The 24,922-nt window shown below is 71.5% G+C and carries 13 protein-coding genes and 1 pseudogene; 7 read left to right on the top strand and 7 right to left on the bottom strand.

What is annotated here, in order from left to right; genetic code table 11:
• The 3 genes and pseudogenes from D7X74_RS20555 to D7X74_RS20545 form a co-directional block, all read right to left on the bottom strand.
• Positions 1-586: pseudogene (locus D7X74_RS20555) on the bottom strand (DNA polymerase Y family protein); the annotation flags it as partial.
• A gap of 9 nt (positions 587-595) precedes the next feature.
• On the bottom strand, positions 596-1,465 hold the full coding sequence (locus D7X74_RS20550; protein WP_120534685.1) for an ImuA family protein: 870 nt from the start codon (positions 1,463-1,465) through the stop codon (positions 596-598).
• A gap of 275 nt (positions 1,466-1,740) precedes the next feature.
• Positions 1,741-2,958 carry a VWA domain-containing protein gene (locus D7X74_RS20545; protein WP_120534684.1) on the bottom strand — a complete coding sequence of 406 codons (1,218 nt, stop codon included), beginning with the start codon at positions 2,956-2,958 and terminating at the stop codon, positions 1,741-1,743.
• A gap of 240 nt (positions 2,959-3,198) precedes the next feature.
• Between D7X74_RS20545 and lon the strand changes: the two genes are divergently transcribed.
• Entirely contained in the window at positions 3,199-5,658 is a 2,460-nt protein-coding gene (gene lon / locus D7X74_RS20540; RefSeq protein WP_120534683.1) for an endopeptidase La, read from the top strand.
• Positions 5,659-5,749: 91 nt separating this feature from the next.
• Here the strand turns inward: lon and D7X74_RS20535 are convergent, their stop codons facing one another.
• A complete protein-coding gene (locus D7X74_RS20535) occupies positions 5,750-6,949 on the bottom strand; it encodes a cytochrome P450 (protein WP_120534682.1) in 1,200 nt (399 codons plus the stop codon).
• A gap of 86 nt (positions 6,950-7,035) precedes the next feature.
• Here D7X74_RS20535 and D7X74_RS20530 point away from each other — a divergent pair, with 86 nt between their 5' ends.
• The gene (locus tag D7X74_RS20530; protein ID WP_120534681.1) at positions 7,036-8,016 is read left to right on the top strand and encodes an aldo/keto reductase; all 981 of its coding nucleotides are present in this window, start codon (positions 7,036-7,038) and stop codon (positions 8,014-8,016) included.
• A 33-nt stretch (positions 8,017-8,049) separates the two neighbouring features.
• On the opposite strand, the gene D7X74_RS20525 is transcribed toward D7X74_RS20530, so the two are convergent.
• The 3 genes from D7X74_RS20525 to D7X74_RS20515 are packed head-to-tail and all read right to left on the bottom strand — an operon-like array spanning position 8,050 to position 11,061.
• Positions 8,050-9,018 carry an FHA domain-containing protein gene (locus D7X74_RS20525; RefSeq protein WP_120534680.1) on the bottom strand — a complete coding sequence of 323 codons (969 nt, stop codon included), beginning with the start codon at positions 9,016-9,018 and terminating at the stop codon, positions 8,050-8,052.
• Positions 9,006-10,340, bottom strand: a complete 1,335-nt coding sequence (locus D7X74_RS20520) for a serine protease (protein WP_120534679.1) — start codon at positions 10,338-10,340, stop codon at positions 9,006-9,008. Before D7X74_RS20520 ends, D7X74_RS20525 begins: the two co-directional genes overlap by 13 nt.
• Before the next feature lie 52 nt (positions 10,341-10,392).
• A complete protein-coding gene (locus D7X74_RS20515; RefSeq protein WP_120534678.1) occupies positions 10,393-11,061 on the bottom strand; it encodes a hypothetical protein in 669 nt (222 codons plus the stop codon).
• A 303-nt stretch (positions 11,062-11,364) separates the two neighbouring features.
• Between D7X74_RS20515 and D7X74_RS20510 the strand changes: the two genes are divergently transcribed.
• The 5 genes from D7X74_RS20510 to D7X74_RS20490 form a co-directional block, all read left to right on the top strand.
• On the top strand, positions 11,365-18,486 hold the full coding sequence (locus D7X74_RS20510) for a non-ribosomal peptide synthetase (RefSeq protein WP_120534677.1): 7,122 nt from the start codon (positions 11,365-11,367) through the stop codon (positions 18,484-18,486).
• Positions 18,483-20,195 carry a thioester reductase domain-containing protein gene (locus tag D7X74_RS20505; protein WP_120534676.1) on the top strand — a complete coding sequence of 571 codons (1,713 nt, stop codon included), beginning with the start codon at positions 18,483-18,485 and terminating at the stop codon, positions 20,193-20,195. The genes D7X74_RS20510 and D7X74_RS20505 overlap by 4 nt, the downstream gene beginning before the upstream one ends.
• Positions 20,182-21,999 carry a fatty acyl-AMP ligase gene (locus D7X74_RS20500; RefSeq protein ID WP_120534675.1) on the top strand — a complete coding sequence of 606 codons (1,818 nt, stop codon included), beginning with the start codon at positions 20,182-20,184 and terminating at the stop codon, positions 21,997-21,999. Before D7X74_RS20505 ends, D7X74_RS20500 begins: the two co-directional genes overlap by 14 nt.
• Entirely contained in the window at positions 21,996-23,726 is a 1,731-nt protein-coding gene (locus D7X74_RS20495) for an acyl-CoA dehydrogenase (protein WP_120534674.1), read from the top strand. Before D7X74_RS20500 ends, D7X74_RS20495 begins: the two co-directional genes overlap by 4 nt.
• Positions 23,726-24,922, top strand: a 1,197-nt coding sequence (locus D7X74_RS20490; RefSeq protein WP_147446629.1) for an acyl-CoA dehydrogenase, incomplete at its 3' end; no start/stop codon positions are given. The genes D7X74_RS20495 and D7X74_RS20490, both read left to right, overlap by 1 nt.

Below are 24,922 nucleotides of genomic sequence, written 5' to 3'. Positions count from 1 at the left end.
CCTCCCCCAGCGTGGACAGCCCCAGCACCGTGAAGGCGCGCACCGCGTCGTCCTCCAGCGACCGCAGCGGCAGCGGCGCGAGCGCCCGCGCGCCCTGCCCCTCCGGCACCACCGCCACCCGTTGGGTGCCGTGCCGCGCCAGCACCCGCGAGGTGAACGCCTCCGAAGCCACCGTCACATGCCCCCGGTAGCCCTGCTCCGCGCAGACCTCCAGCACGCGAGCCCCCAGCTCCGGCTCACCGCCCACCAGGTGCGCGGCCCCCGCGTCGAACCACAGGCCGTCCGGGGCACTGCGCTGGAAGCCCGGACACAGGCCCAGCAGCGACTCCCCCAGCACGCGCAGCGCCTGCGCGTCGTCCTGGGGACGGTAGGGGAAGTGCTTCAGTTCGGGCTCCAGCGCGGTCGCCGCCGTCAGCGTCATCCCCGTCCGCACGCCGACCTTCAGCGCGCGCGTGGACGCGAAGGCCACCCGGCGCTGGCCGCGCACCTCCTCCACCAGCGCGAACGGCTGGCCTGAGAGTCCCGGCGATTCGATGACCTTGCGCTGCACCGGGAAGCGCGTGACGTGCAGATAGCCCCTCCGCATGACGTGCCCTCAGCAGGTGCCCGACGACGGCGGAAGCCCCGGGTGCAGCGAGGGCATGGGCGCGTCGCGGCCGGGGCGCTGGCCCAGGATGCCGCAGCCGTTGCGCACGCTGTCGCCCGGCTCGCGGTAGAAGCCCGGCCCCGCGCTGGCCGCGCCCGCGTCGGCGCCCAGGTCGTCCACGTCCAGCCGGGCCCCGGCCTCCAGCCCCACCTCCGGGTACAGCGCCTGCCAGGGGCTCACGACGCGCATCCCCACGCCGCCCCCCCGGCTGCGCTCCAGCTCCACGGACCAGCCCTGGACGCCCCGGGCCTCCAGCCGCAGCCGCGCCAGCCCATCCGCCGGGGCCTCCGGGGAGGTCAGCAGCAGCACCAGCGTTCCGCCTCGCGCCGCCGCGTCCGCGAGCTTCCGGGCCTCCGGCAGGGACAGCCGCTCCGGACGGCCCGCCGCGCCCACGCCGTGCGTCAGGTCCACCACCACGCACGTGAAGGCGCCGCTGCGCGCGAGCTGCACGGCGGACCACACCCGCTGCGCGAAGAGCCGGGGCCGCACGACGAGCAGCCGCTCCAGGTCCACGCCCAGCGCCGACGCCGCGGGCGGATACAGCTCCCGGGGGCCATCCACCCACGCGCACAGGCGCTGCTCCCGGTGCGCGGACGCCGCCGCGCGCAGGGCCAGGCTGGTGCGCCCCGAAGCCGCCTCGCCGCACAGCTCCACGGAGTGGCCCAGCGGAAGCCCGCCCATGGGCAAGAGCGCGTCCACCGCGTCCACGCCCGTGCGCAGCACCGAGAGCGCGCGCCGGGGCGCGGCCTGGAGCTGACGGATCCGTTCGCGCAGCTCCTCCACCACCCCCAACGCCGACCGTTCCACCGCCGCGCCCATGTCGTCGCCTCCCTCGCACGCGCACCCGGAACCGGTGCGGATGTCCGGCCAGTATGCGAAGCCGTCTGACAGCCGCGCGAGGGGTTTGATGGCCGTTCCAACCTGTCGGGTCGGGTGCTTGCTCGGAGGAAAAAAATGGATCCGCGCGCGTCCTGTTTCGCGGCACCGGACATGGCGGGTCACTTGCTTCCGGCCACAACGAAAAAGGGCCCCGCGTCTTCACGCGAGGCCCTTCGCACGCAACGCGCCCGGGAGGCGCGCGGATCAGCCCGCGACTACCCGGCGCACAGCACCTTCACCTCCACCTTCGTGTCGCCCACGCGCCGCAGGCACGGGCCCAGGAAGAACAGGCGCGCGGAGCGATCATCGCCGGACGGCTCGTAGCGGATGTCGCCGTTGGCCACCGTGCACGTCTGCACCGAGGCATCCGCGCGCGTCACGTACACCACCGCCAGCCGCGGATCCGGCAGGTTCACCACGTCCACGCTCTGCGCCACCGTGGCCAGCTCCGCGATGTCCACCAGCGTCTGCTGGTAGTTGCTCTTGCAGATGGAATCCAGGTTCGCCCGCGTCGAGTCGAACGCCTGCGCCAGGGCGCTCTGCCGGTAGCCGGGCCCGTAGGACGTCGGACAGTCGACGTTGCGCACGTAGGTCTTCCCGCCCGACACCTCCGTCACCGCCTCCGCGCGCTTGTCCGTCAGCGACACCGGCCCGATGGTCGCCCACAGCACCTCACGCGACGCGCCCCGCCCGTCGTGCAGGTTCTGGAAGATCCGGTAGTACTCCTCCACCGACGTGAGCTTGTCCGCCTGGGCGCTGCACGCGTCCACGGCCGGATCCTGCCCCAGCGCCACCGGCGGCGGCCGCACCGTGGAGCTGCAGTCCTCCTCGTCCGACACCACCACCACCAGCAGGCGCGCGCCGTCCCGCAGGAAGCCGGCGTTGCCACCTTCCTCCAGGGCCTGCCGGGTCAGGGGCGAGTCGACCGCCAGCCGCACGGCCTCGAAGGGCGTCTCCTGCCCGCTGCCCTGGGTGCCCTGCGCCACCAGCCGCTGGAACTTGTCCAGGAGCAGCGGATCCGAGCTGTCGATGAAGCGCTCGGCGGTGGGCTGCCCGGCCTCGTCCTTCACCGGCTGCAGGCGCCCCTCCTGATCCGGGTACGAGCGGATGTTGTCCGCCCCGTCCCCCACGGTGAGCCGCTGGTACACGGAGGTGGTGATGACCCCCACGCGGAACTCCTGCGCCACGCCGCTGCCCGCCTTGAACGCGGCCAGGAAGGCAGGCAGCTCCGTGGCGATGCCCTGCTGCTCCTCCAGCATGGAGCTGGAGTTGTCGATGACGAAGAGGATGTCCGTCTTCTGCGGCGCGACCACGGGAGGGGTTGCCTCGCAGGCCTCCGGCACCGTGGAACCCGCGTCGTCAACGGGCGAGTGACAGCCGACCGCCAGGAGCGCGGACAGCGTCATCAGGTGGGCACAGGTGTGGATCTTCACGTCGGCCTCCAGTGCGGCAGAGAGGGGGCAAGCATGCCCCACCCCCCCTTCGGACGCGAGACTTCTGGGCCGTTAAAAGAGGAGCGTCGTACAGCCGACGAGGCACGGAAATAACGCACATCACGTTTGCCATGTCCGGTTTGGTTGTTACGTTGGTTCATCCGTCGCAGAAATCAACCGGATGGTTCACCGGCCCGGCCGCTTGCTGACCGGGTTCAAGCAAGGAAGAGGCCGAACTCCATGTCTGACGAGAAGAAGAAGGGCACCGCGGCCAGCGCCATGCCCACCGCGATGGCCCCTCCGGGGCTCATCAACAAGGAAGACATCCCGCAGGTGCTGCCCATCCTGCCGCTGCGCAACAGCGTGTTCTTCCCCGGGGGCGTGCTGCCCCTGGCCGTCGGCCGCCAGAAGACGATCGCGCTGATCAAGGACGCCGTTCGCGATGATCAGGTCATCGGCGTCGTCACCCAGCGCCGCGCCGAGGAAGAAGATCCGGGCGCGTCCGACCTGTACACGATGGGCACCGTCGCCCGCATCGTGAAGCTCTTGAAGATGGGCGAGGACAACTATTCGCTCGTGGTCCAGGGCCTCGCGCGCTTCCGCGTGATGGAGCTGGTGCAGGAAGCGCCCTACCTCAAGGCCCGCGTCGACGCCGTGGAGGACAAGACCTCCTCCGAGAACGTCGAAGTGGAGGCCCTGGGCATCAACCTGAAGAAGCTGGCGCGCGAGGTCATCGAGCTGATGCCCGAGCTGCCCGCCGCCGCCACGGAGCTGGTGGAGAGCATCACGCACCCGGGCCACCTGGCGGACCTCATCGCCGCGAACGTGGACGTGCCCATCGAGGAGAAGCAGGCCGTGCTGGAGACGGTCGACCTCAAGGCGCGCATGAAGCTCGTGCTGGAGCTGCTCAACCGCAAGCGCGAGATCCTCAAGCTCTCCAACAAGATCGACTCCGCCGTGAAGGGCGAGATGTCGAAGACCCAGCGCGAGTACTACCTGCGCCAGCAGTTGAAGGCGATCAAGGAAGAGCTCGGCGAGATGGGCGAGGAGGAGGAGGAGCTGGACGAACTCCAGGAGCGCCTGAAGAAGGCCGCCCTCCCCCCGGAAGTGGAGAAGGTCGCCCAGAAGGAGCTCAACCGCCTGAAGACGATTCCGGCGGCCTCCAGCGAGTACACGGTCGCGCGCACCTACCTGGATTGGATCGCGGACCTGCCGTGGTCGAAGATCAGCGAGGACAACCTCGACATCGAGAACGCGCGCCAGCAGCTGGACAAGGATCACTTCGGCATCAAGAAGGTGAAGAAGCGCATCCTGGAGTACCTGGCCGTGCGCAAGCTGAAGAACGACATGCGCGGGCCCATCCTGTGCCTCGTCGGTCCCCCGGGCGTCGGCAAGACGTCGCTGGGCCAGAGCGTGGCGAAGGCCACCGGCCGCAAGTTCGTGCGCCTGTCCCTGGGCGGCGTGCGTGACGAGGCGGAGATCCGTGGCCACCGGCGCACCTACGTGGGCGCGCTGCCGGGCCGCTTCATCCAGAGCATGAAGAAGGCCGGGACGAAGAACCCGGTCATGATGCTGGATGAGATCGACAAGCTGGGCGCGGACTTCCGCGGCGACCCGAGCGCGGCGCTGCTGGAGGTGCTGGACCCGGAGCAGAACAGCACGTTCAGCGACCACTACCTGGATGTGGCGTTCGACCTGTCGAAGGTCATGTTCGTCGCCACGGCGAACCAGCTGGATCCCATCCCCGGTCCGTTGCGCGACCGCATGGAGATCATCGAGCTGACGGGCTACACGTTCGAGGAGAAGCAGGCCATCGCCCGCATCCACCTCGTGCCCAAGCAGCTGCGTGAGCACGGCCTGTCGGGGGATCACATCGAGATCCTGGATGACGCGCTGCTCATCCTGACGACCTCGTACACGCGTGAAGCCGGCGTGCGTAACCTGGAGCGCCGCATCGCGGACATCTGCCGCGCGGTGGCGGTGGAAGTGGCCGGGGGCAAGCTGGACAAGCAGACCATTGGCGCGGAGCGCGTGAAGGAGATCCTCGGGCCCGAGATGTTCTACTCGGAGGTCGCGGAGCGCACGGAGGTTCCCGGTGTGGCGACGGGCCTCGCGTGGACCGCGGCGGGCGGCGACCTGCTCTTCATCGAAGCGACCAAGATGGCGGGCAAGGGCGGCATGACGCTCACCGGCCAGCTGGGCGACGTGATGAAGGAGAGCGCGTCCACGGCGCTGAGCTACCTGCGCAGCAAGGCGGAGCTGCTCGGCATCAACCCGAACTTCCTCGAGAAGACGGACCTGCACCTGCACTTCCCCGCGGGCTCCATCCCCAAGGATGGTCCTTCCGCTGGCGTCACCATCCTCACCGCGCTCACCAGCCTGTTGACGGGCATCCGGGTGCGGCACGACACGGCGATGACGGGCGAGGCCACGCTGCGCGGCCTGGTCCTGCCGGTGGGTGGTATCAAGGAGAAGGTCCTGGCGGCGCACCGCGCGGGCATCAAGCGCGTCATCCTGCCGGAGCGTTGCCGCAAGGACCTGATCGACGTGCCGGATCAGGCGAGGAACGAGCTGGAGTTCATCTTCGCCACGCACATGGATGAGGTCCTCAAGGCCGCGCTGGAGACCTCGCCGTTCAAGGAGGGCGCCGCGCTGCCCGCCGCCACCGCGGAGACGCCTCCCGCGGAAGTCCGGGCGTAACGGTCCTCACGAAGTCCTGAAGTGACGCGGGCAGGTTCCCTTCTTCGGGAACCTGCCCGTTGTCTTTGCGGGCCACGTCCCCTGCCCTGCGTCAGGCGGGGTTGAGCACGAGGGGCAACGTGGCGGGCCCACGCACCAGGAGCGTGCGGTGCCACGTCATGGGCTCCGGGCCGGACTCCAGGTGGCTGAAGGCGTCCAGCAGGGCCTCCAGGGCCAGCCGTCCTTCCATCCGCGCCAGCTGCGCGCCCAGGCAGAAGTGGATGCCATGGCCGAAGGGCAGGTTCTGGGGGCCGGGGCGGGACAGGTTGAAGCGGTCGCCGTCCGGGAAGTGCGCTTCGTCGCGCGTGGCGGAGCCCAGGAGCACCAGCACCGAGGCGCCCTTGGGCAATTTCACGCCGCCCACCTCCACGTCCTCGGTGGTGAGGCGCGGCGCGGCCTGGAGGGGCGGCTCGTAGCGCAGCACCTCCTCCAGGAAGGCGGGGATGCGCGAGCGGTCCGCCCGGAGCTGGGCCCACACCTCCGGGTGCTCCCGCAGCACGACGAGCGACGAGCCCAAGAGGTGCACCACCGTCTCGATGCCGCCCACCAGCAGCAGCACCATGAAGGCGATGAGCTCATCCTTCGTCAGGGCCTCGCCTTCCACGCGGGCCTGTCGCAGCTCGCCGAGCAGGTCGGTGCCAGCGGGCTCCCGCGCCCGGGCGTCCAGCACGTCCCCGAACCAGGCGCGCACCTCCGCCACCGCGTCGCGGGCGCGCTGCTTGCGCTCCTCCTCCTCTGGACGGACGGTGCTGACGCCGCCGGTCAGGAGGTCCGCCCAGTGCTTCAGGCGCGGGGAGTGCTGGGGGTCCAGGCCCAGCAGTTCGCTGATGACGGCGGCCGGGATGCGCAGGGCGAAGGGCTGCATCATGTCCACCGGGCGGCCGCGGGGCAGGTCCGCCACCGCCTGCCGGCACAGCTCCCGCACCCGGGGCTCCAGCCGGGCCATGGCCGCCGCGCCGAAGGCCTTCTGCACCAGCACCCGCAGGCGGCCGTGGTGGGGCGGATCCATCACCAGCATGGAGTCCGCGAAGGGATTGCCCCCCAGCCATGGCGGGTTGGTGACGTTGCGGAAGCCCTGCGAGGAGAAGCGCTGGGGGTCCTTCAAGACGCGCAGCACGTCGTCATGACGCGACACCGCCCACATCCCGCCCGGGTCCACCTGACACACGGGCGTCTCACGGCGCATGCGGGCATAGGTGGGATAGGGATTGGCTCTCACTTCGGGCGACAAGAGGTTGAAGCGCTCGCTCATGGTGGGTCATACGCAAGCAGCACGTCGGACTGGCACTCAAGTGGGGCCCTGCACGGGGCACCCACCACGGACAAAGGGAGCGCACCATGAAGTACGCCAACCTGGGTCACACGGGCCTGCGGGTCTCCCGCATCTGCCTGGGCTGCATGAGCTACGGCACGCCGAAGTGGCGCCCGTGGGTGTTGGACGAGGAAGCAGCGCAGCCCTTCTTCCGCCGCGCGGTGGAGCTGGGCGTCACCTTCTTCGACACCGCGAACATGTACTCGGACGGCGTCAGCGAGGAGGTGACGGGCCGCGCGCTGCGCCGCTACGCGAAGATGGATGAAGTGGTGCTGGCGACGAAGGTCTACTTCCCCACCGGCAGCGGGCAGAACGAGCGCGGCCTGTCGCGCAAGAACATCACCCAGGCATGCGAGGCGAGCCTCAAGCGGCTGGGGGTGGAGACCATCGACCTGTATCAAATCCACCGGATGGATCCGAACACGCCCATCGAGGAGACGCTGTCCGCGCTGGATCAGCTCGTGCGCCAGGGCAAGGTGCGCTACCTGGGCGCCAGCTCCTCCTACGCGTGGCAGTTCGCGCGCGCGCTGGGGGTCTCCGAGCGCAACGGCTGGGCGAAGTTCGTGTCCATGCAGGACCACTACAACCTCGTGTACCGCGAGGAGGAGCGGGAGATGCTCCCCCTGTGCGAGGCGGAGGGCATTGGCGTCATCCCCTGGTCGCCGCTGGCCCGGGGGCTTCTCACCGGTTCGCGCAAGTCGCTGGATGACCGCGAGGCCACGACGCGCGCGGGCTCCGACACGCTGTCACCGGTGCTCTACAACCAGGCCGGGGACTGGGACGTGGTGGAGGCGGTGAAGAAGGTGGCCGAGGCGCGCAAGGCCCCGCCCGCGCAGGTGGCCCTGGCGTGGCTGTTGTCCAAGCCCGTCGTCACCGCGCCCATCATCGGCGCGACGAAGCCGGAGCACCTGGAGGACGCGGTGAAGGCGGTGACCCTCAAGCTGGCGCCCGAGGAGATCAAGGCGCTGGAGGCCCCCTACAAGCCCCACGAGGTGCGCGGGATGTAGGGCGCCCTGCACGAAGAAGGTGGCCGCGCCCGTTCAGTCTTCCTTCGCGAGCGTGTCCACCTTCTTCTCCAGCGGCGCCAGCTCCTCGAAGAACGAATCCATCGAGTGCGCAGGGGCCAGCCGCAGCGAGGGCGGCAGCAGTGAGCGGGGGAACTCCAGCGCGTCGCTGAAGTCCTCGTTGCCCAGCAGCTTCGGCACGTTGGACAGCACCAGCACGCCCACCGACGCGATCGCGAGCCCGCGCGCCACGCGCTTGCCGCTCCACCGCGTCACGTAGCGCAGGTGCCAGTACAGCCCCCACCCCACCAGGGCCAGGACGGCCAGCGTCCGCACGAAGCCCAGCCACGCGCCCAGCGAGAAGCTGAAGCTCAAGAGCGCGAACAGCGGCGGCGCGAGCGCGAAGCCCATCAGCACCATCCCGCCGATGGTGGCGTGCGCCCGGAAGTAGAAGCTCCGGCGCGCGATGCGGCTGGCCAGCGACCAGCCCCCCGCCCACAGCAGCGTCAGGCCCAGGGGCAGCACGCTGGAGAGCAGCAGGTCCCCCCAGTCCGTCTTCTGGAACTGGGTCAGCCGCTCGGAGATGAAGGACGTGGCGACCAGCGCCTGCATCGTCAGCGCGAAGGCCCGGGGGCGCTCGAAGAGACGCTCGCGCGCGTCGGCCGGGGCCTCGTTGACGACGGTGTCCTCCACCGCGAAGCCACGCGGACGGAAGCGCAACACCGTGTCCCCCACGGACACGCGCACGTCCGACGTGAGCACCAGCTCCTGGATGCGAGCCCAGGGCGTCACGCTGAAGGTGCCGTTCACGCTGCCCACGTCGCGCAGCACCACCGCGCCGTCCTCGCGCCGCTCCAGGCGCAGGTGCTCGGCGGAGACCTTGGGGTCGTCCAGGATGACGTCGTTGCCGTAGCCGCGCCCCACCGTCACGGGCCACTTCTCCAGCCGGTGGCGGGCCTGGACGGCGTCGCCTTCCAACACCTCCAGGAAGATCACTTCGTCCACGACAGACCCTCCAGGTAGCGGCGCGCCAGCTTGCGCGCGTTCTCCGCGGAGAAGCCGCCCAGCGTGAGGCTGGTGTCCACCCCGTGCGTGGAGGCGTTCAGCGTGGCCCCGCGCAGCACCAGATCATAGAGGCCCGGGAAGCGGCGGTAGGCGCGCAGGCAGAGGGCGGCTCTCACCGTGAGGCCCTTCACGTCCACGAACTCCGATGTGCAGCGGAAGTTGGTGACGTCCTCGCGCGTGGCGGACACCGGATCCGGATCCTGGGAGAAGAGCGTGCTGTAGAGCGCGGAGAAGCGCATCGCGCCCAGCTTCTGGCTCGTGACGTGCTGGTGCAGGTAGGACACGACGCCCGTGCGGTGGCTGGAGGACAGGAAGATGTCCTCCTCGGAGGAGCACTGGTAGCTCGTCACCGTGTAGGGCGTCTCCGGATCATGCGGCGTGTCGCCCCAGCACTTGAGGAAGGGACTCCAGCGGCCCGGGACGCGGTACTCGCCCAGCGTCTGCTTGGGCAGCTCCGTGGCCATCAGCCGGTCGGTGATGCGCTGCTGGTTGGCCAGCAACTGCTCGCGCACGGACGCCAGCAGCGCGGCCGCGTCCGGCGGGGCCGGCAGCTCCAGGGTGCGATCCAACAACTGCCGCGCCCGCGCCACCGGCACCAGGAAGCCCACCTGGTTGCCCATGGTGGCCACGTTGACGCCCACCACGCCGCCCTCGCCGCTCAGCGTGGGCCCGCCGCTCATGCCGGGGTTGATGGCGCCGGAGAAGTGCACGCGCTCGTAGAGGGCGTCGCGCACCAGCCCGTTGTACGTGCCCTCCACGATGGTGGTGCCCAGGTCGCGCGGGTTGCCCATGGCGAACAGGCGCGTGCCCTGCGGCGGTTCGCGATCCTCCAGCCGGAAGAAGTCCGCGACAGGGGCCTCCACCTGGATGACCGCGAGGTCGCTGGCCACGTCCACGGAGAGCAGGCGCACCGGCACCGTCGCGTCGCCCCGGTCCAGCTCCGCGGTGTAGTCCTCCGGGTGGAGCACCACGTCGGAGACCACGTGGTAGTTCGTGAGGGCGTGGCCCTTCTCGCTCACGAAGAACGCGGAGCCGATGGAGGACTTGGTGCCGGAGCGGCGCTCGATGATGCGCACCTGCGCGACGCGGCCCTGGATGCGGCGGAACAAGTCATGGGTGGCGGGCGGCAGCGAGGCCACCGGGAGCGGCGGCACCACCGCGTCCACGACGCCGGCATCCGGTATCGGTACCGGAACGGTCGGCGGGCCGGGGGGCGTCAGGGGCCCCTGCGCGAGCACGGCGACAAGGAGGAGGGAGAACATGGGCGCGGCACCGTATCCCAGCGCGAGCCGCACCGGGGATGCGTCGCACCGCCTACGTGGAAGCGGGCCCCTCCCCCTGCCGCCGGCGCCGCCAGGCCGCATAGGAGACGAGCAGCGCCCCGGCCAGGGCGCCCGCCAGCGCCCCGGCGAGCCGCTTGGAGATGACGCCCGTCACCGGGGCGTCCATCCGGAAGGTCTCCAGCGAGGCGCGCACCCGGGGGGCCATGGCATCCCAGCGGGCGGCGGGCGCGCTGACCGTGACGACGGCGTGGCGCCCCTCCGACGCGAGCCCCGTCACCAGCACCGTGCGCACCTGCCCGGCCTCGCGCAGCGTGCCCAGCACCTCCACCCGGGGCACCGGCCCGCCCACCCGGTCCACCCGCTCCGGCGTCAGCGCCACGCCCAATTCCCGCTGGAAGTGCTGGACCACGGCGGTGGAGAACGCATCGCGCTCCGAGGGGCTGGCGGAGAAGCCTCCGTCCACCACCGCGATGAGGAACGTGGCCGCGTCCGGGCCTTCTCCATCCGCCAGCGCCGCGGACAGCCCGCGCGTGCGCGCCGCGTCCTCCGACACCGCGCCCGCGTGTGAGCCGGCGTAGCGCTCCCAGCGCGTCATCCGGAACGTATCCGGCGGCCGGAAGCTGTAGCCGTCCCGCCGCAGCTCCGTGCCCAGCGCACCGGACAGCGACAGCCAGACACCGGTGAGGACGGGCAGGAGCATGCCTCTCACGATAGCGCGCCCGCGCCACACGGGCGACCACGCCAGCCCCGGACCTCCGAGCCCCAACGAAATCCGGCGCGGAAAAGGCACTGCTACGTCGCATGCGTCGAATATTCCGTACGCAATTATTACAATTTATTCCATGTAACCATTTCGGTCACGAGATTGTGCCTATCCGGCCTGATCTGTTTTGTCTTGACCAAGCAAGGCTTCAAACGTAACTGTCCGGCCGGGGAATGCTTTTGGGGAAGTCCTTGCGGATGACGTCTTCACGGGCGTCGTTCCGGATTGGGGGATGCTCGGATGAGAGGGACGGACACGGCTGTGTCTCGCTGGCCTTTGACCGCCGCTCAGCGCGGTGTCTGGGTTGCCCAGCAGCTGGATCCCACCAATCCCCGCTACAACTGTGGCGCCCACCTTGAGATCCACGGACCGGTGGATGTATCGCTTCTGATGCAGGCGGTCCGTGAGACTGTCTGGGAAAGCGAAACCCTACGGGTTTGTTTCATCGAGGACGCGGACGGCCCCTGGCAGGTGCCGGTCTCCCTTGAGAACGTGGCCGTGGACGTGGTGGACGTGAGCGGCGACGCCGACCCGCGACAGGCCGCCGAGTCGTGGATGCGATCCGACCTGTCGCGTCCGGTGGACCTGCGAAAGGGGCCCCTCTTCCACCACGCGCTGTTCCAGGCGGGCCCGGAGCGGTCCTTCTTCTACGTCCGCTACCACCACATCCTGATGGACGGCTTCGGCCAGACGCTCTACTGGCGCCGGGTGGCCCAGCGCTACTCCGCGCTCGTGGGGCAGCCGGAGGCGGAGCTGCCTGTGTTCGCCCCGCTGGCCACGCTCCTGGAGGAGGACGCCGCGTACGCCGCTTCGCCGCAGGCAGGACGCGACGCGGGCTACTGGCGCGAAGCGTTCGCCTCCCCGCCGGAGCCGGCCCGCCTGACGGCGACGCCCGCGACCCTGGCCTCGCGGGGGCTGCTGCGCCGGACCACGCACCTGTCCCCGGAGGCCCTGGAGTCGCTGCGCTCGGCGGCCCGGCGGGAACAGACGCGCTGGTCGGTCATCGTCATCGCGGCGACGGCGGCCTACCTGCATCGGATGACCGGCGCGGAGGACGTGGTGCTCGCCCTGCCCGTCTCCAGCCGCCTGACGCCCGCCTCGCGCGCCACGCCGTGCATGCTGGCCAACGAGTTGCCCCTGCGCCTGACGATGCCCCCGGGCTCCAGCCTCCAGTCGCTGGTGAAGCAGGTGTCCTCGCAGGTGGGACGGCTGCTCGTGCACCAGCGGCACCGGGGCGAGGAGCTGCAGCATTCCCTGCGCCTGAAGGGCCACGAGGGCAGCGCGAACGGGCCGGTGGTCAACGTCGTCTCCTTCGACCACGCGGTGCGCTTTGGCGAGCACCCCACCACCGCGCACTACCTCTCCTCCGGGCCGGTGAAGGACCTGCTGCTGGGGTTCTACGGGCGCTCGGATGGCTCCGACCTCCAGCTCTATCTGGACGCGAACCCGGACCTGTACAGCGCGGACGACATCGCGGGGCACCAGCGCCGCTTCCTGTCCTTCCTGGAGCGCTTCACCCGGGCGGAGCCAGAGCTGCCCGTGGACCGGCTGGAGCTGCTCCTGGACGGCGAGCGCCAGCACCTGCTGGAGGGGCTCAACGCCACCTCGCGGCCCCATGACCTGTCCGGGACCCTGCACGAGCTCATCGACGCGCAGATCCGCCGCACCCCCGACGCCATCGCCGCCGCCGTCGCGGGCGGCGCGCTGACGTACCGGGAGCTGGGGGCCCGGGCGGACCGGCTGGCGGCGCACCTGCGCGAGCGCGGCGTCCGGGCGGGCCAGCACGTGGGCGTGTTCGAGGAGCGCTCGCTGGAGCTGGTGGTGGGCCTGCTGGCCATCCTCAAGGCGGGCGCGGCCTATCTGCCGTTGGATCCGGAGCTTCCCCGCGCCCGGCTGGAGTTCCAGATGGCGGACGCGGGCCTGCGCACCGTCCTCACGCGCGCCTCGCTGGCCTCGCGACTGGAGGGCCTGGGCGTGGAGGCGCTGGCCCTGGACACGCTGCTGCCCACGCTGCCGCAGGTGTCCACCCCGCGGCCCCGGACCGCGGGCCCGGAGGACGCGGCGTACGTCATCTACACGTCCGGCTCCACCGGGCGGCCCAAGGGCGTCGCGGTGCCGCACCGGGGCGTCGTCAACCGGCTGCTGTGGATGCAGGACACCTACGGCCTGGGTCCGGACGACACGGTGTTGCAGAAGACGCCGTTCACCTTCGATGTGTCGGTGTGGGAGTTCTTCTGGCCGCTGCTCGTCGGCAGCCGGCTGTTCCTCGCCGCGCCCGGGGGCCACAAGGATCCGCGCTACCTGGCGAGGACGATCCGCGACGAGGCCGTCACCACCCTGCACTTCGTCCCGCCCATGCTGGACCTGTTCCTCGCGGAACCCGAGGCCGCCACCGCCACGGGCCTGCGCCGGGTGATGTGCAGCGGCGAAGCGCTGCGCCCGGAGACGGTGCGCGCCTTCTTCGACACCTTCCCGCGCGAGGCCCACGGCATCGGCCTGCACAACCTCTACGGCCCCACCGAGGCCTCCATCGACGTGACGGCCTGGGCGTGCGCCCCGGAGGACGCGTCGGGGCCCATCCCCATCGGGCGGCCGGTGGACAACACGGCCATCTACCTGCTCGACCGCACGGGACAGCCCACCCCGCCCGGCGTGCCGGGGGAGCTGCACATCGGCGGCGTCCAGGTGGCGCTGGGCTACGTCAACCGCCCGGACCTCACGCGCGAGCGCTTCATCCCCGACCCCTTCTCCCAGCGGTCCGGGGCCCGGATGTACCGGACCGGAGATCTGGCCCGCCACCGTCCGGACGGCGCCATCGAGTTCCTGGGCCGGCTGGATCATCAGGTGAAGCTGCGCGGCTTCCGCATCGAACTGGGAGAGATTGAATCCGTGCTGCTCGCGCACCCCGCGCTGGAGCAGGCGGTGGTCACGCCTTGGGAGCGCACCCGCGCGGATCGCCGGCTCGTGGCGTACGTGGTGGCGAAGCCGGGCCTCCCCGCGCCCACGCCGCGCGAGCTGACGGAGTACACCGCCCAGCGGCTGCCCGAGTACATGGTGCCCGCACACCTGCTGGTGCTGGACGCCCTGCCCCTGTCGTCCAACGGCAAGGTCGACCGGCGCGCCCTGCCCGCCCCCACGCTGGAGTCCACCGGCCCCGCGGAGGCGCCCTCCACGCCGCACGAGGTGAGCCTGCACGCCGTCTGGAAGCAGGTGCTGGGGCGCGAGCACCTGGGCCTGGATGATTCGTTCTTCGCGCTGGGCGGCGACTCCATGCTCAGCATCCGCGTGCGCGCGGCGCTGGAGAAGCAGGGCCTGACGTTCCACGTCCAGGATCTGTTCCGCCATCCCACCCTGCGCGATCTGGCCAGGCACCTGCACCCGCTGGATGGCACCGGCCACCGGCGCGAGCACGCCGACCCCTTCGCCCTGCTGCGCGACACAGACCGGGCGCGACTGCCCGCAGGCCTGGAGGACGCCTACCCGCTGAGCGCGATGCAGGCCGGCATGCTCTTCCATGCCGAGTTCGACGACTCGACGTCCGTCTACCGCGTGGTGACGAGCCTCCACGTGGGCGCCCGCTTCGACGAAGCGGCCCTGCGCGGCGCGCTGACGGACACGTTCCGCCGGCACCCCGCGCTGCGCAGCTCGTTCGATCTGTCCTCGTATTCGGAGCCGCTCCAACTGGTGCATCCGGAGGTGTCGGTGCCCCTCCACGTCGAGGGGGACTGGAGCGCTCTGGACGCGGACGCCGTGCGCGCGACGCTCCAGGCGTGGATGGACCGGGAGAAGTTCCGCCGCTTCGATCCCGCCTCACCGCCCCTGCTCGCGTTCACCGTGCACCTGCGCGGCGCGGAGTCCTTCCAACTCTCCGTGGTGGAGCACCACGTGGTGCTGGACGGATGGAGCGACGGGGCGATGCTGGAGGAGATCGTCACCCGCTATCGCGCCCGTCTGGCCAGCGAGGAGCTGTGGCTGCCGGCGGTGGCGTCGCGCTACCGCGACTTCGTGGCGGAGGAGCGCCGCGTGGTCGCGAGTCCCGAGTCCCGCCGCTTCTGGACGGAGCTGCTGCGAGGCGCGGAACCCACCCCGCTGCCCCGCCGTCCCACGGCTCCGGGCGAGGTGCGTCCGCCCCGGCACCAGCCCCATGAAGTCCCGCTGTCCCCCCAGCTCGCGGAGCGGCTGCGGCTGCGCGCGGTGGAGGAGGCCCTGCCGCTCAAGTCGCTGCTCGCCGCGGCGCACGTGGCGGTGCTGCGGCGCGTGTGCGGCGCGGACGAGGTCGTCACCGGCGTGGTGTCCAACGGCCGCTTGGAAGAGGAAGGCGGCGACGAGGTCATCGGCGTGTTCCTCAACACGCTCCCGCTGCGGGTCGACACGCGCACGGGCACGCTGCGCGACGCGGCCCACGCCATCTTCGCCCACGAGCGCGAGGCCACGCCGCACCGCCGCTACCCGTTCATGCAGGTGCAGCGGGACCTGGGCAACGCGCTGCCCCTGGACAGCTACGTCAACTTCATGGACTTCCGGAGGCAGTGGAAGGTCACCGGCCCCACGGGCGCGCTCATCCTGGACGGCGTGGGCGTGGCGGAGACGAACTACCCGCTCGCGGTGAACTTCCTCTACGACCCGGTGCAGGGCGGCCTGCGCCTGTGGCTGGACTGCGACATGGCCGCGCTGGACGCCGACTTCTGCGAGCGGCTCACCGGCTACTACCGCCGCGCGCTGGAGGCCGTCGCCGCCACCCCGCATGCCCGCTTCTCCGACGTGACGCTCGTGGACGCGGCGGAGCGCGAGCGCGTGGCACGCTGGAACGACACGGCGGTGCCCTACGACCGCGAGCTCACCGTCCACGCGCTCATCGAGCATCAGGCCCGCACGGCGGGAGACCGGGTGGCGCTCGTCCACCGCGACGTCACGGTGCGGTACTCGGAATTGGATGCGCGGGCCCAACGATTGGCGGCCCTGCTGCACGCGAAGGGGGTGCGTCGCGGCGACCGGGTGGGCGTGAGCCTTCCGCGCGGGCCCCAGCTCGTCATCGCGCTGGTCGCGGTGATGAAGGCGGGCGCCGCGTACGTTCCGCTGGATCCGGGCTACCCCCAGAACCGCCTGGAGTACATCGCCTCCGACGCGGACCTGGACGCGCTCATCACCTGGCCCGAAGGCCCCACCGGACTGCCCGCTCGCGTGGTGGTGCACGTGGATGCGGGGGAGGCAGGCGCGGGGCCCGCGAAGGAGTGGAAGGCGGGCGCGGACGGCCACGACGCGGCCTATGTGCTCTACACCTCCGGCTCCACGGGCCGACCCAAGGGCACGGGGGTGCGCCACCACAACGTGGTGAACTTCTTCCTGGGCATGGACGCGCGCATCGGCTGCGGGCCCGACGACGTCGTGCTCGCGCTCACGAGCATGTCCTTCGACATCTCCGTGCTGGAGCTGCTCTGGCCGCTCACCCACGGCGCGCGGGTGGTCATCGCCAGCGAGGGCCTGGTGAACAACCTGGTGCGCGCGCCCGGCTCGGACGACGCGGAAGGCCAGTACGCCTTCGCGGAGCTGTGCCGCCGCCATGGCGTGACGCTCACCCAGAGCACGCCGTCCTTCCTGGCCGCCGTGGCCGCGGAGCCCGCCGCACTGGATTCACTGGCCGGCGCGCGCGCGGTACTCGTCGGAGGGGAAATCCTTCCGGCGGGGTTGGTGGAGCGCGTGCGCGCGCGGCTGCCCGGGGTGAAGCTGTTCAACATGTACGGCCCCACCGAGACGACGGTGTGGTCCACCGTGCATGAGGTGGACGTGGAGCAGGACCCGCGCCAGGGCGTCATCCCCATTGGCCGGCCCATCGCGAACACGGACGTCCTGGTGCTGGATGCCGCGCTCGAACCCATGCCCATCGGCGTCGCGGGCGAGCTGTGGATTGGCGGCGAGGGCGTCAGCCTGGGCTACCTGAACCGCCCGGAGCTGACGGGCGAGCGCTTCGTGCCGCACCCCACGCGGCCGGGGCGCATGTACCGCACCGGGGACCGCGCGCGCTGGCGTGCGGACGGCGTGCTGGAGTTCCTGGGGCGCGTGGACCGGCAGGTGAAGATCCGCGGGCACCGCATCGAACCCGATGAGGTGGAGGGCGTGCTGTCGCGCCATCCGCAGGTGGCCTCCGTCGCCGTCGTCGCGGTGGCTCGCGCCAACGGATCCGCGGAGCTGGTCGCCTTCGTCGCACCGGGCCAGGGGCTGATGGACCGGGGCGCGGAGGACGCGCACGTGCGGCGCTGGGGTGAGGTCTGGGACGGCGCGTACACCGACCCGGAGACGGGCGCGCGCGGCACCGACCTGGACCGCGACTTCTCCGGATGGCTCAGCAGCTACACCGGCGAACCCATTCCCCCGGCCCAGATGCGCGAGTGGCTGGGCCACACCGTGGAGCGCGTCACCGCCCTGCGCCCGCGCACCCTGGTGGACGTGGGCGTCGGCGTGGGTCTGGTGCTCCGCCACCTGGCGCCCCACGTCGAGCGCTACCTGGGCCTGGACGTGTCGCCCGCCGCCCTGCGCACCGCCGCCGCGTCGCTGGGAAGCGGCCCCCTGCCCGCGCACGTCACGCTCGTGCACGGCGACGCGGGCCACCTGTCCACGCTGCCCGGGAACGCCGGCCACACGGTGGTCATCAACTCCGTCATCCAATACTTCCCGGGCACGGAGTACCTGACGCGCGTGCTGGACGAAGCGACGCGCGTGGCCGGCACCAGCGGCTCCGTGTTCGTCGGCGACGTCCGGGACCTGGAGCTGCTGGAGGCCTTCCACGCGTCCGTGCAGTTGCACAAGGCGCCCGCGCTGATGCCCGCGAGGGACCTGGCCGCGGCGGTGGCCCGGCAGGTGACCGCCGAGCGCGAGCTGTGCCTGGCCCCGTCCTTCTTCCGCGAACACGCCGCGCGCGCCGGACAACCCGTGCGCCTGGAGCTCAAGCGCGGCCACGCCGTGAACGAGCTCACCTGCTTCCGCTACGACGTGACGCTCGGGGGCGACGCACCGGCACCGGTGACGGACACGGTCGGCTGGGACACGCTCAGTGGGGACGCGGCGCTCGAAAAGAAGCTGGAGGCACCGCGCGGCGCCGGAGCGTTCGCGGTCACCGGCATCCCCAACCGGCGGCTCGTGCGTCCGCTGGCGCTGGTGCGACTGCTGCGCGACGCGGCGCCCGGGCAGACGGCCTGGGACGTGGAGCGCGCGCTCTGGGACGCGGATGAGGACGCCGCCGTGGATCCGGAGGACGTGGTGGCCCTGGCCAATCGCCATGGCCACACGGTGCGGCTGTACACCCCCGCGTCCGGACGCGCGGGCTCGTTCGACGCCGTCTTCGAAGCGAAGGAGCAGACGCGATGAGTGACGCCCCCTCCCGCGCGGCGAACGCGCCGCTCATGTCCACCTCCGTGTCCGGGCTGCGCACCGCGCTGGGCACCTTCGCCCGCGAGCACCTTCCGGAGGTGATGGTCCCCACGCGCTTCGTCATCCTGGACACGCTGCCCAAGCTGCCCAACGGCAAGGTGGACCGCAGCCGCCTGCCGCTGGGCGACCCCTCCGAACCCTCCACCACCGCGCACGTGGCGCCCGCCACGCCGGAGGAGCTGCGCCTCGCGCAGCTCTGGCAGGAGGTGCTGGGCGTGGGCCGCGTCGGCGTGGAAGACAGCTTCTTCGACCTGGGCGGCGACTCCGTGGCGGCGGCGCAGATGGCCGCGCGCGTGAAGGAGGCCTTCGGGGTGGCCCCCGCCATGCGCCGCTTCTTCGAGCGCCCCACCATCGCTGAGCTCGTGCGGATGATCGGCGCGAAGACGGGCGGCACGTCCGCGCACGGTGCCAGTCCCCGCAGCCTGGCCAGCGAGGACCTGTGGGCCGAGGCCTCCCTCCCGGACGACATCCGCATCGCCCCGGGCACCCTGCCTCCCGCGACCGCGCCCTACCGCACGGTGCTGCTCACCGGAGGCACCGGCTATACCGGCGCGTACCTGGTGCGCGAGCTGTTGGATCGCTCCGACGCGCGCCTCTACGTGCTCGCGCGGGCGAAGGACGCGGCGGCCGCGCTGGAGCGAGTGCGCCAGAACCTCACCGGCTACGGCCTGTGGCGCGACGCCGACGCGGCCCGCCTCATCGGCGTGGCGGGGGACCTGGGCCGTCCCTACTTCGGCCTCACGCGCGCGGAGTACCTGACGCTGACCCGGGAGGTGGAGGTCATCATCCACAACGGCGCGCACTCCAGCTACGCGCTGCCCTACCCGCGCCTGAAGGCCGTCAACGTGCTGGGCACCCTGGAGGTGCTGCGGCTGGCATGTCGCGAGCGCGTGAAGCCGGTGCACTTCGTCTCCTCGCTCGCGGTGTTCCCCGGCCATCCGGGCCCGCAGCACTTCGCGGAGGCGGAGCTCACCGACCCTACCGGCGTCATGGGCGGCTACCGGCAGACCAAGTGGGTGGGCGACAAGCTCGTCTCGCTCGCGGGACACCGGGGCCTGCCGGTGTGCATCTACCGGCCGGGCCTCATCACCGGCGCGCAGGACACGGGCGCCTGCTCCACGGACACCTTCCTCAACGAGACGATGAAGGGCTGCATCCAGTTGGGCGCTGCGCTGGACTTCAACGTGCTGCTGGAGATGGTGCCGGTGGACTTCTGCGCCCGCGTCGTCGCGCACGTCGCGCTGAGCGGTCAGCGCCACGGCACCGCGTTCCACCTGCCCGGCGCCCGCACGGTGCGCTGGAGCGAGCTGGTGGAGATGCTGGACGAGTGCGGCTACCCGCTGCGGCGCGTGCCTTACGCCACGTGGTACCGCGAGCTGAGCGCGGCGGTGGAGCGCGGCGACGACAACGCGCTCACCCGCTTCCACCCGCTCTTCACCGAGGACACGCCGTCCGAGGACGTGGGGTACGCGGGCAGCGAGCCGCACTTCGACACCACGAACCTGCACGCGGCGCTGGAGGGTTCGGACATCCGGTGCCGCGAGGTGGACCCCGCCTTCCTGCGCCTCTACCTCGACTACTTCGTCTCCACTGGCTACCTGCCTCCGCCGCGAGCGCAGAAGGAAGGGTCCCATGCCCGCGTTTGAGCACGCCCCCCACATCACCGACCTGCTGCGCGAACACGCCCGCAGCCGCCCCGACCAGGAAGCAGTGACGCTGGTGCGCGAGTTGGACCGCGCGGACGGCGCCACCACCTTCAGCTACCAGCGCCTGGACCTGGAGGCGCGCCGGCTGGCCGCGTGGCTCCAGGAGCGCTTCCCCGAGGGCGAGCGCATCCTCCTGCTCTACCCGGTGGGCGTGGACTTCGTGGCGGCCTTCTTCGGCTGCCTCTACGCCGGGATGATCGCCGTGCCCGCCCCGCTGCCCGGGCAGTACGCGCACCAGCGCCGCCGGGTCCGGTCCATCGCCCGGGACGCGGGCGTGCGCGCCGTCTTCACCGACAGCGTCCACGCCGCGGCCGTGACGGAGTGGGCCCAGGCCGAAGGCCTGGACGGGGTGACGGTGCTCGCCACGGACGTGCCAGGCGTGGGCGACCCGGAGGCGTGGCGGATGCCGCCCACGTCGCGCGACACGCTGGTGCTGTTGCAATACACGTCCGGATCCACGGGCGAGCCCAAGGGCGTGATGGTTTCGCATCACAACCTGTTGCACAACGTGGCCAGCTTCCAGCGCGCGCTCGGGTTCACGGACACCACGCGCTTCGGCGGTTGGATCCCGCTGTACCACGACATGGGGTTGATGGCGCAGCTGCTGCCGGCGCTGTTCCTGGGCAGCTCCTGCGTGCTGATGACGCCCAACGCGTTCGTCATGCGTCCGCACCTGTGGCTGCGGATGATCGACAAGCACGACATCGGCTATTCGGCGGCGCCCAACTTCGCGTTCGAGCTGTGCCGCCGCCGCGTCAGCGACGCGCAGCTCACGGGGATGGACCTGTCGCGCTGGCGGTTCGCGGCCAATGGTTCGGAGCCCGTGCAGGCGTCCACCCTGCGCGCGTTCGCCCAGCGCTTCGCCGCCGCGGGCTTCCGCGAGTCCGCCCTCTGCCCGTGCTACGGCATGGCGGAGGCCACGGTGTTCGTCTCCGGCCGTGCCCACCGCGCGCCCGTGGTCCAGCGTGTCGTGGCCGAAGCGCTGGAGCGCCACGAGTACCGCGTCGCCAGTGAGGGGCAGCAGGCCCGGGAGCTGGTGAGCTGCGGCGTCCCGGAGGGCTACGACGTGCGCGTGGTGGATCCGACGACGCGCGCGTCGCTGCGTCCCGGCCACGTGGGTGAAATCTGGCTGAAGGGCGACAGCGTGTCGCGCGGCTACTGGAACAACCCCCACGCCACGGCGGCGAACTTCAACGCCGTCACCGCGGAGGGCGACGCGGGCTACCTGCGCACGGGCGACCTGGGCCTGGTGCTGGACGGCGAGGTCTACGTCACCGGCCGCATCAAGGAGATGCTCATTACCCACGGCCGCAACCTCTACCCGCAGGACCTGGAGCACGAGCTGCGGGCCCAGCACCCGGAGCTGGCCACGCGCTTCGGCGCAGTGTTCACCGTGTCTCCGCCGGACGAGGAGGAGTCGGTCGTCGTCACCCACGAGGTGAAGGGCCGCTTCGACACGGAGGCGTACCAGCAGCTCGCCGCGCGCATGAAGACCACCGTGTCGCGGGAGTTCGGCATCCGCGTGGGGGGCGTGGTTCTGCTCAAGCCCGGCAGCGTGCAGCGCACCACGAGCGGGAAGATCCAACGCGCCGCCATGCGCACGCTGTTCCTGGCGAACGCTCTGCCCGCGCTCCACGAGGAACTGGACGCGCAGGTCACCCACGCCCGTCAGTCCCAGCCCCAGACCCCGCCTCCGGACCTGGACGCGATGCACGGTGCCGGAGAAGAGGAGCTGGCGGGATGAGTCCGGACACCGCCCACCCTCCCGCCGTGGCGCTGGAAGCGCTGCTGCGCGGACTGGACACCGGGGACGGCCCCTTCGCACCCGCGCGGGTCGCGAAGCTGGACCGTGAGGAGGCCTTCCCGGACGCCGCGTGCCAGGCGCTGGAGTCCTTCGGCCTGGGCGCGCACTACGTGCCCACGCGGCACGGGGGAAGGCTCGAGCACTACCCCGAGCTCGTGGCGCTGTGGCGCACGGTGGCCCGGCGCGACCTGACCGCGGCCATCGGCCATGGGAAGACCTTCCTGGGCGGCGCGTGCACGTGGGTGGGGGGAACTCAGGAGCAGGCCGTGGCGCTGGGAGAGGACGTAGCCCGGGGCGCGCGCGTGTCCTGGGGACTGACCGAACGTCACCACGGCAGCGACCTGCTGGCCGGAGAGCTGTCCGCCACGCGCACGGCGGACGGCTGGCGGATCAACGGCGAGAAGTGGCTCATCAACAACGCCACGCGGGGGCACCTGATGAGCGTGCTCGCGCGGACCGAGCCTACGGGCGGGCCTCGGGGCTTCAGCGTGTTCCTGGTGGACAAGCGCCAGCTTCCGGCCGGTGCGTTCCGCTGTCTGCCCAAGGAGCGGACGCACGGCATCCGGGGCGCGGACATCAGCGGCATCGTCTTCACCGACGCGGACGTGCCCGCCACGGCGCTGGTGGGGAAACCCGGCGGCGGCATCGAGCTGGTGCTCAAGGCCTTGCAGCTCACCCGCACCGTGGCGGTGGCCATGTCCCTGGGCGCCGCGGACCACGCGCTGCGCCTCACGGTGGACTTCGCGAAGGCGCACCAGCTCTATGAGCGCCGGCTGGTGGACCTGCCCCGGGCGCGGCGGCCCCTGGGCGAGGCAGCGACGCAGCTGCTGCTCGCGGAGGCCGTGAGCACCGTGGGCAGCCGGGCCCTGCACGCCCTCACGCCCGAGGCGAGCCTCACCTCCGCGCTCACCAAGGCGTTCGTCCCCACCGCCATCAACGACATGATCTCGCAGCTGGCGGACCTGATGGGCGCGCGCTCGTTCCTCACCGACGTGTACGCGCACGGCATGTTCCAGAAGGTGGAGCGCGACCACCGCATCATCGCCATCTTCGACGGCAGCACGCTGGTGAACCGCAACGCGGTCATCAACCAGTTCCCCGTGCTCGTCCGGGCCTTCCGTCAGGAGCGGCGGGACGCGGAGGGACTGGCGACGGCGACGACGCTCAGCGCCCCGCTCCCCGAAGCAGACCTGTCACGCCTGGGCCTCGTCTCCACCGCCGGGTGCAGCGTCGTGCAGGGACTGCCCGCCGCCGTCGTCCGCCTCCAGGCACTGGTGGAGAGTGGCGCGCTGCCGAAGGGCGTCGCGTACCTGGCCCGAGCCCTGGCGCGCGCCACCGACGCCGTCCACCAGCGCATGGCCGCGCAGCCTCCGGCCCCGCGCGACGTGCCCCCGGAAGCCTTTCATCTGGCCGAACACTACGAAGCCTGCTTCGCGGGCGCGGCGTGCGTGCACCTGTGGCTGAACCATGCGAACCGGGCGCCGGAAGGCCCCCTGTGGCGCGACGCGCTCTGGCTCGAGGCCTGCCTCGTGCGGGTGCTGTCACGCCTGTCGCCGGAGGATCCGCCAGGAGACACGGGCGTCTTCGACCGGCTGGCCGACGTCGTGGTGGACACGACCGGCGTCTTCTCCCTGCTGGCGGACGCGCGGACGGAAGGTGCTTCGTGATGACCACCCCCCAAGTGGATCCGACCTCCGTGGAAGCGCTGGAGCAGCGCCTGGGCGACCCCTGGGACGACGCCAACCCGGTGGGCTTCTCCCAGGTGCTCGCCGCGGACGAGCGGGGAGAGCTGCTCGACGCGGGCGAGCACCTGCTGGACACCTTCGGCCTGGGCGCCGAGTTCGTCCCCGTGTCCGAAGGCGGTCGGCTGGCCAGCCTTCCCCGGCTCATCTCCCTGATGCGCGCGGTGTTCCGCCGCGACCCGTGCCTGGGCCTGGGCTACGGCGCCAGTTCGCTCATCGCGTCCGTCAACGTGTGGACCGCGGGCACCGCCTCCCAGCGCGACACCGTGGCGGACCTGCTGCTGCGAAAGCGCAAGCTCGCGTGCGGCTACTACGAGCTGGCGCACGGCAATGATCTGGCGCGCGTGGAGTTCGAGGCCCTGCCCTCCGGGGACGGCCTGCTGCTGAACGGCACCAAGCAGGTCATCTCCAACATCCACCGCGCGGACGCCGTGATCCTCTTCGCGCGCACGCAGGCGGGCACGGGCAGCCGCAACCACTCGCAGGTGCTGGTGGACCTGACGCGCGCACCGAGGGATCGCGTGACGCACCTGCCCCGCTTCCGCACCACGGGCATGCGCGGCGTGCCCCTGGGCGGGGTGACATTCCGGGACTGTCCGGTGCCCTCGGACGGGGTGCTCGGCACGCCGGGCCAGGGACTGGAGACCGCGCTCAAGTCCTTCCAGGTGACCCGCGTCGCGCTGCCCGGAATGTTCCAGGGCATCGTCGACACGGGCCTGCGCACGACGCTCCAGGCCTCCAAGGCACGCACGGTGTACGGCCGCGCCGTGACGGACCTGCCCCAGACGCGCTCGGTGCTCGCGGACACCTTCGCGGACCTGCTGTTGTGTGACGCCTTCACCACCGTGGCCGCGCGCGGCGTGCACCTGCTGCCGCGCGAGGCCAGCCTCACCACCGCCGCCGTGAAGTTCCTGGTGCCCCGCGTCCTGATGGACGCCATGGGACGGCTGTCCTCCGTGCTGGGCGCGCGCTTCTACCTGCGCGACGGCGACACCGCCGTCTTCCAGAAGCTGCTGCGCGACCTGCAACCCGTGGGCTTCGGCCACCTGGCCCGCGTCGCCGGACAGATGACGCTGCTGCCCCAGTTGCCCCTGCTCGCACGGCGCGGCTGGGCCCAACCC

Source organism: Corallococcus sp. CA047B (assembly GCF_003612065.1).
Taxonomy (GTDB): domain Bacteria; phylum Myxococcota; class Myxococcia; order Myxococcales; family Myxococcaceae; genus Corallococcus; species Corallococcus praedator.
The sequence above is the reverse complement of the archived record's forward strand: the minus strand, read 5'-3'. Positions and strand labels throughout refer to the sequence as shown.

Excerpts from the sequence above, each read along its gene's own strand:
- D7X74_RS20550 (WP_120534685.1), bottom strand. The coding sequence starts at position 1,465 with ATGGGCGCGGCGGTGGAACGGTCGGCGTTGGGGGTGGTGGAGGAGCTG.
- lon (WP_120534683.1), top strand. The coding sequence starts at position 3,199 with ATGTCTGACGAGAAGAAGAAGGGCACCGCGGCCAGCGCCATGCCCACC.
- D7X74_RS20535 (WP_120534682.1), bottom strand. The coding sequence starts at position 6,949 with ATGAGCGAGCGCTTCAACCTCTTGTCGCCCGAAGTGAGAGCCAATCCC.
- D7X74_RS20530 (WP_120534681.1), top strand. The coding sequence starts at position 7,036 with ATGAAGTACGCCAACCTGGGTCACACGGGCCTGCGGGTCTCCCGCATC.
- D7X74_RS20520 (WP_120534679.1), bottom strand. The coding sequence starts at position 10,340 with ATGTTCTCCCTCCTCCTTGTCGCCGTGCTCGCGCAGGGGCCCCTGACG.
- D7X74_RS20515 (WP_120534678.1), bottom strand. The coding sequence starts at position 11,061 with ATGCTCCTGCCCGTCCTCACCGGTGTCTGGCTGTCGCTGTCCGGTGCG.
- D7X74_RS20510 (WP_120534677.1), top strand. The coding sequence starts at position 11,365 with ATGAGAGGGACGGACACGGCTGTGTCTCGCTGGCCTTTGACCGCCGCT.
- D7X74_RS20505 (WP_120534676.1), top strand. The coding sequence starts at position 18,483 with ATGAGTGACGCCCCCTCCCGCGCGGCGAACGCGCCGCTCATGTCCACC.
- D7X74_RS20500 (WP_120534675.1), top strand. The coding sequence starts at position 20,182 with ATGCCCGCGTTTGAGCACGCCCCCCACATCACCGACCTGCTGCGCGAA.
- D7X74_RS20495 (WP_120534674.1), top strand. The coding sequence starts at position 21,996 with ATGAGTCCGGACACCGCCCACCCTCCCGCCGTGGCGCTGGAAGCGCTG.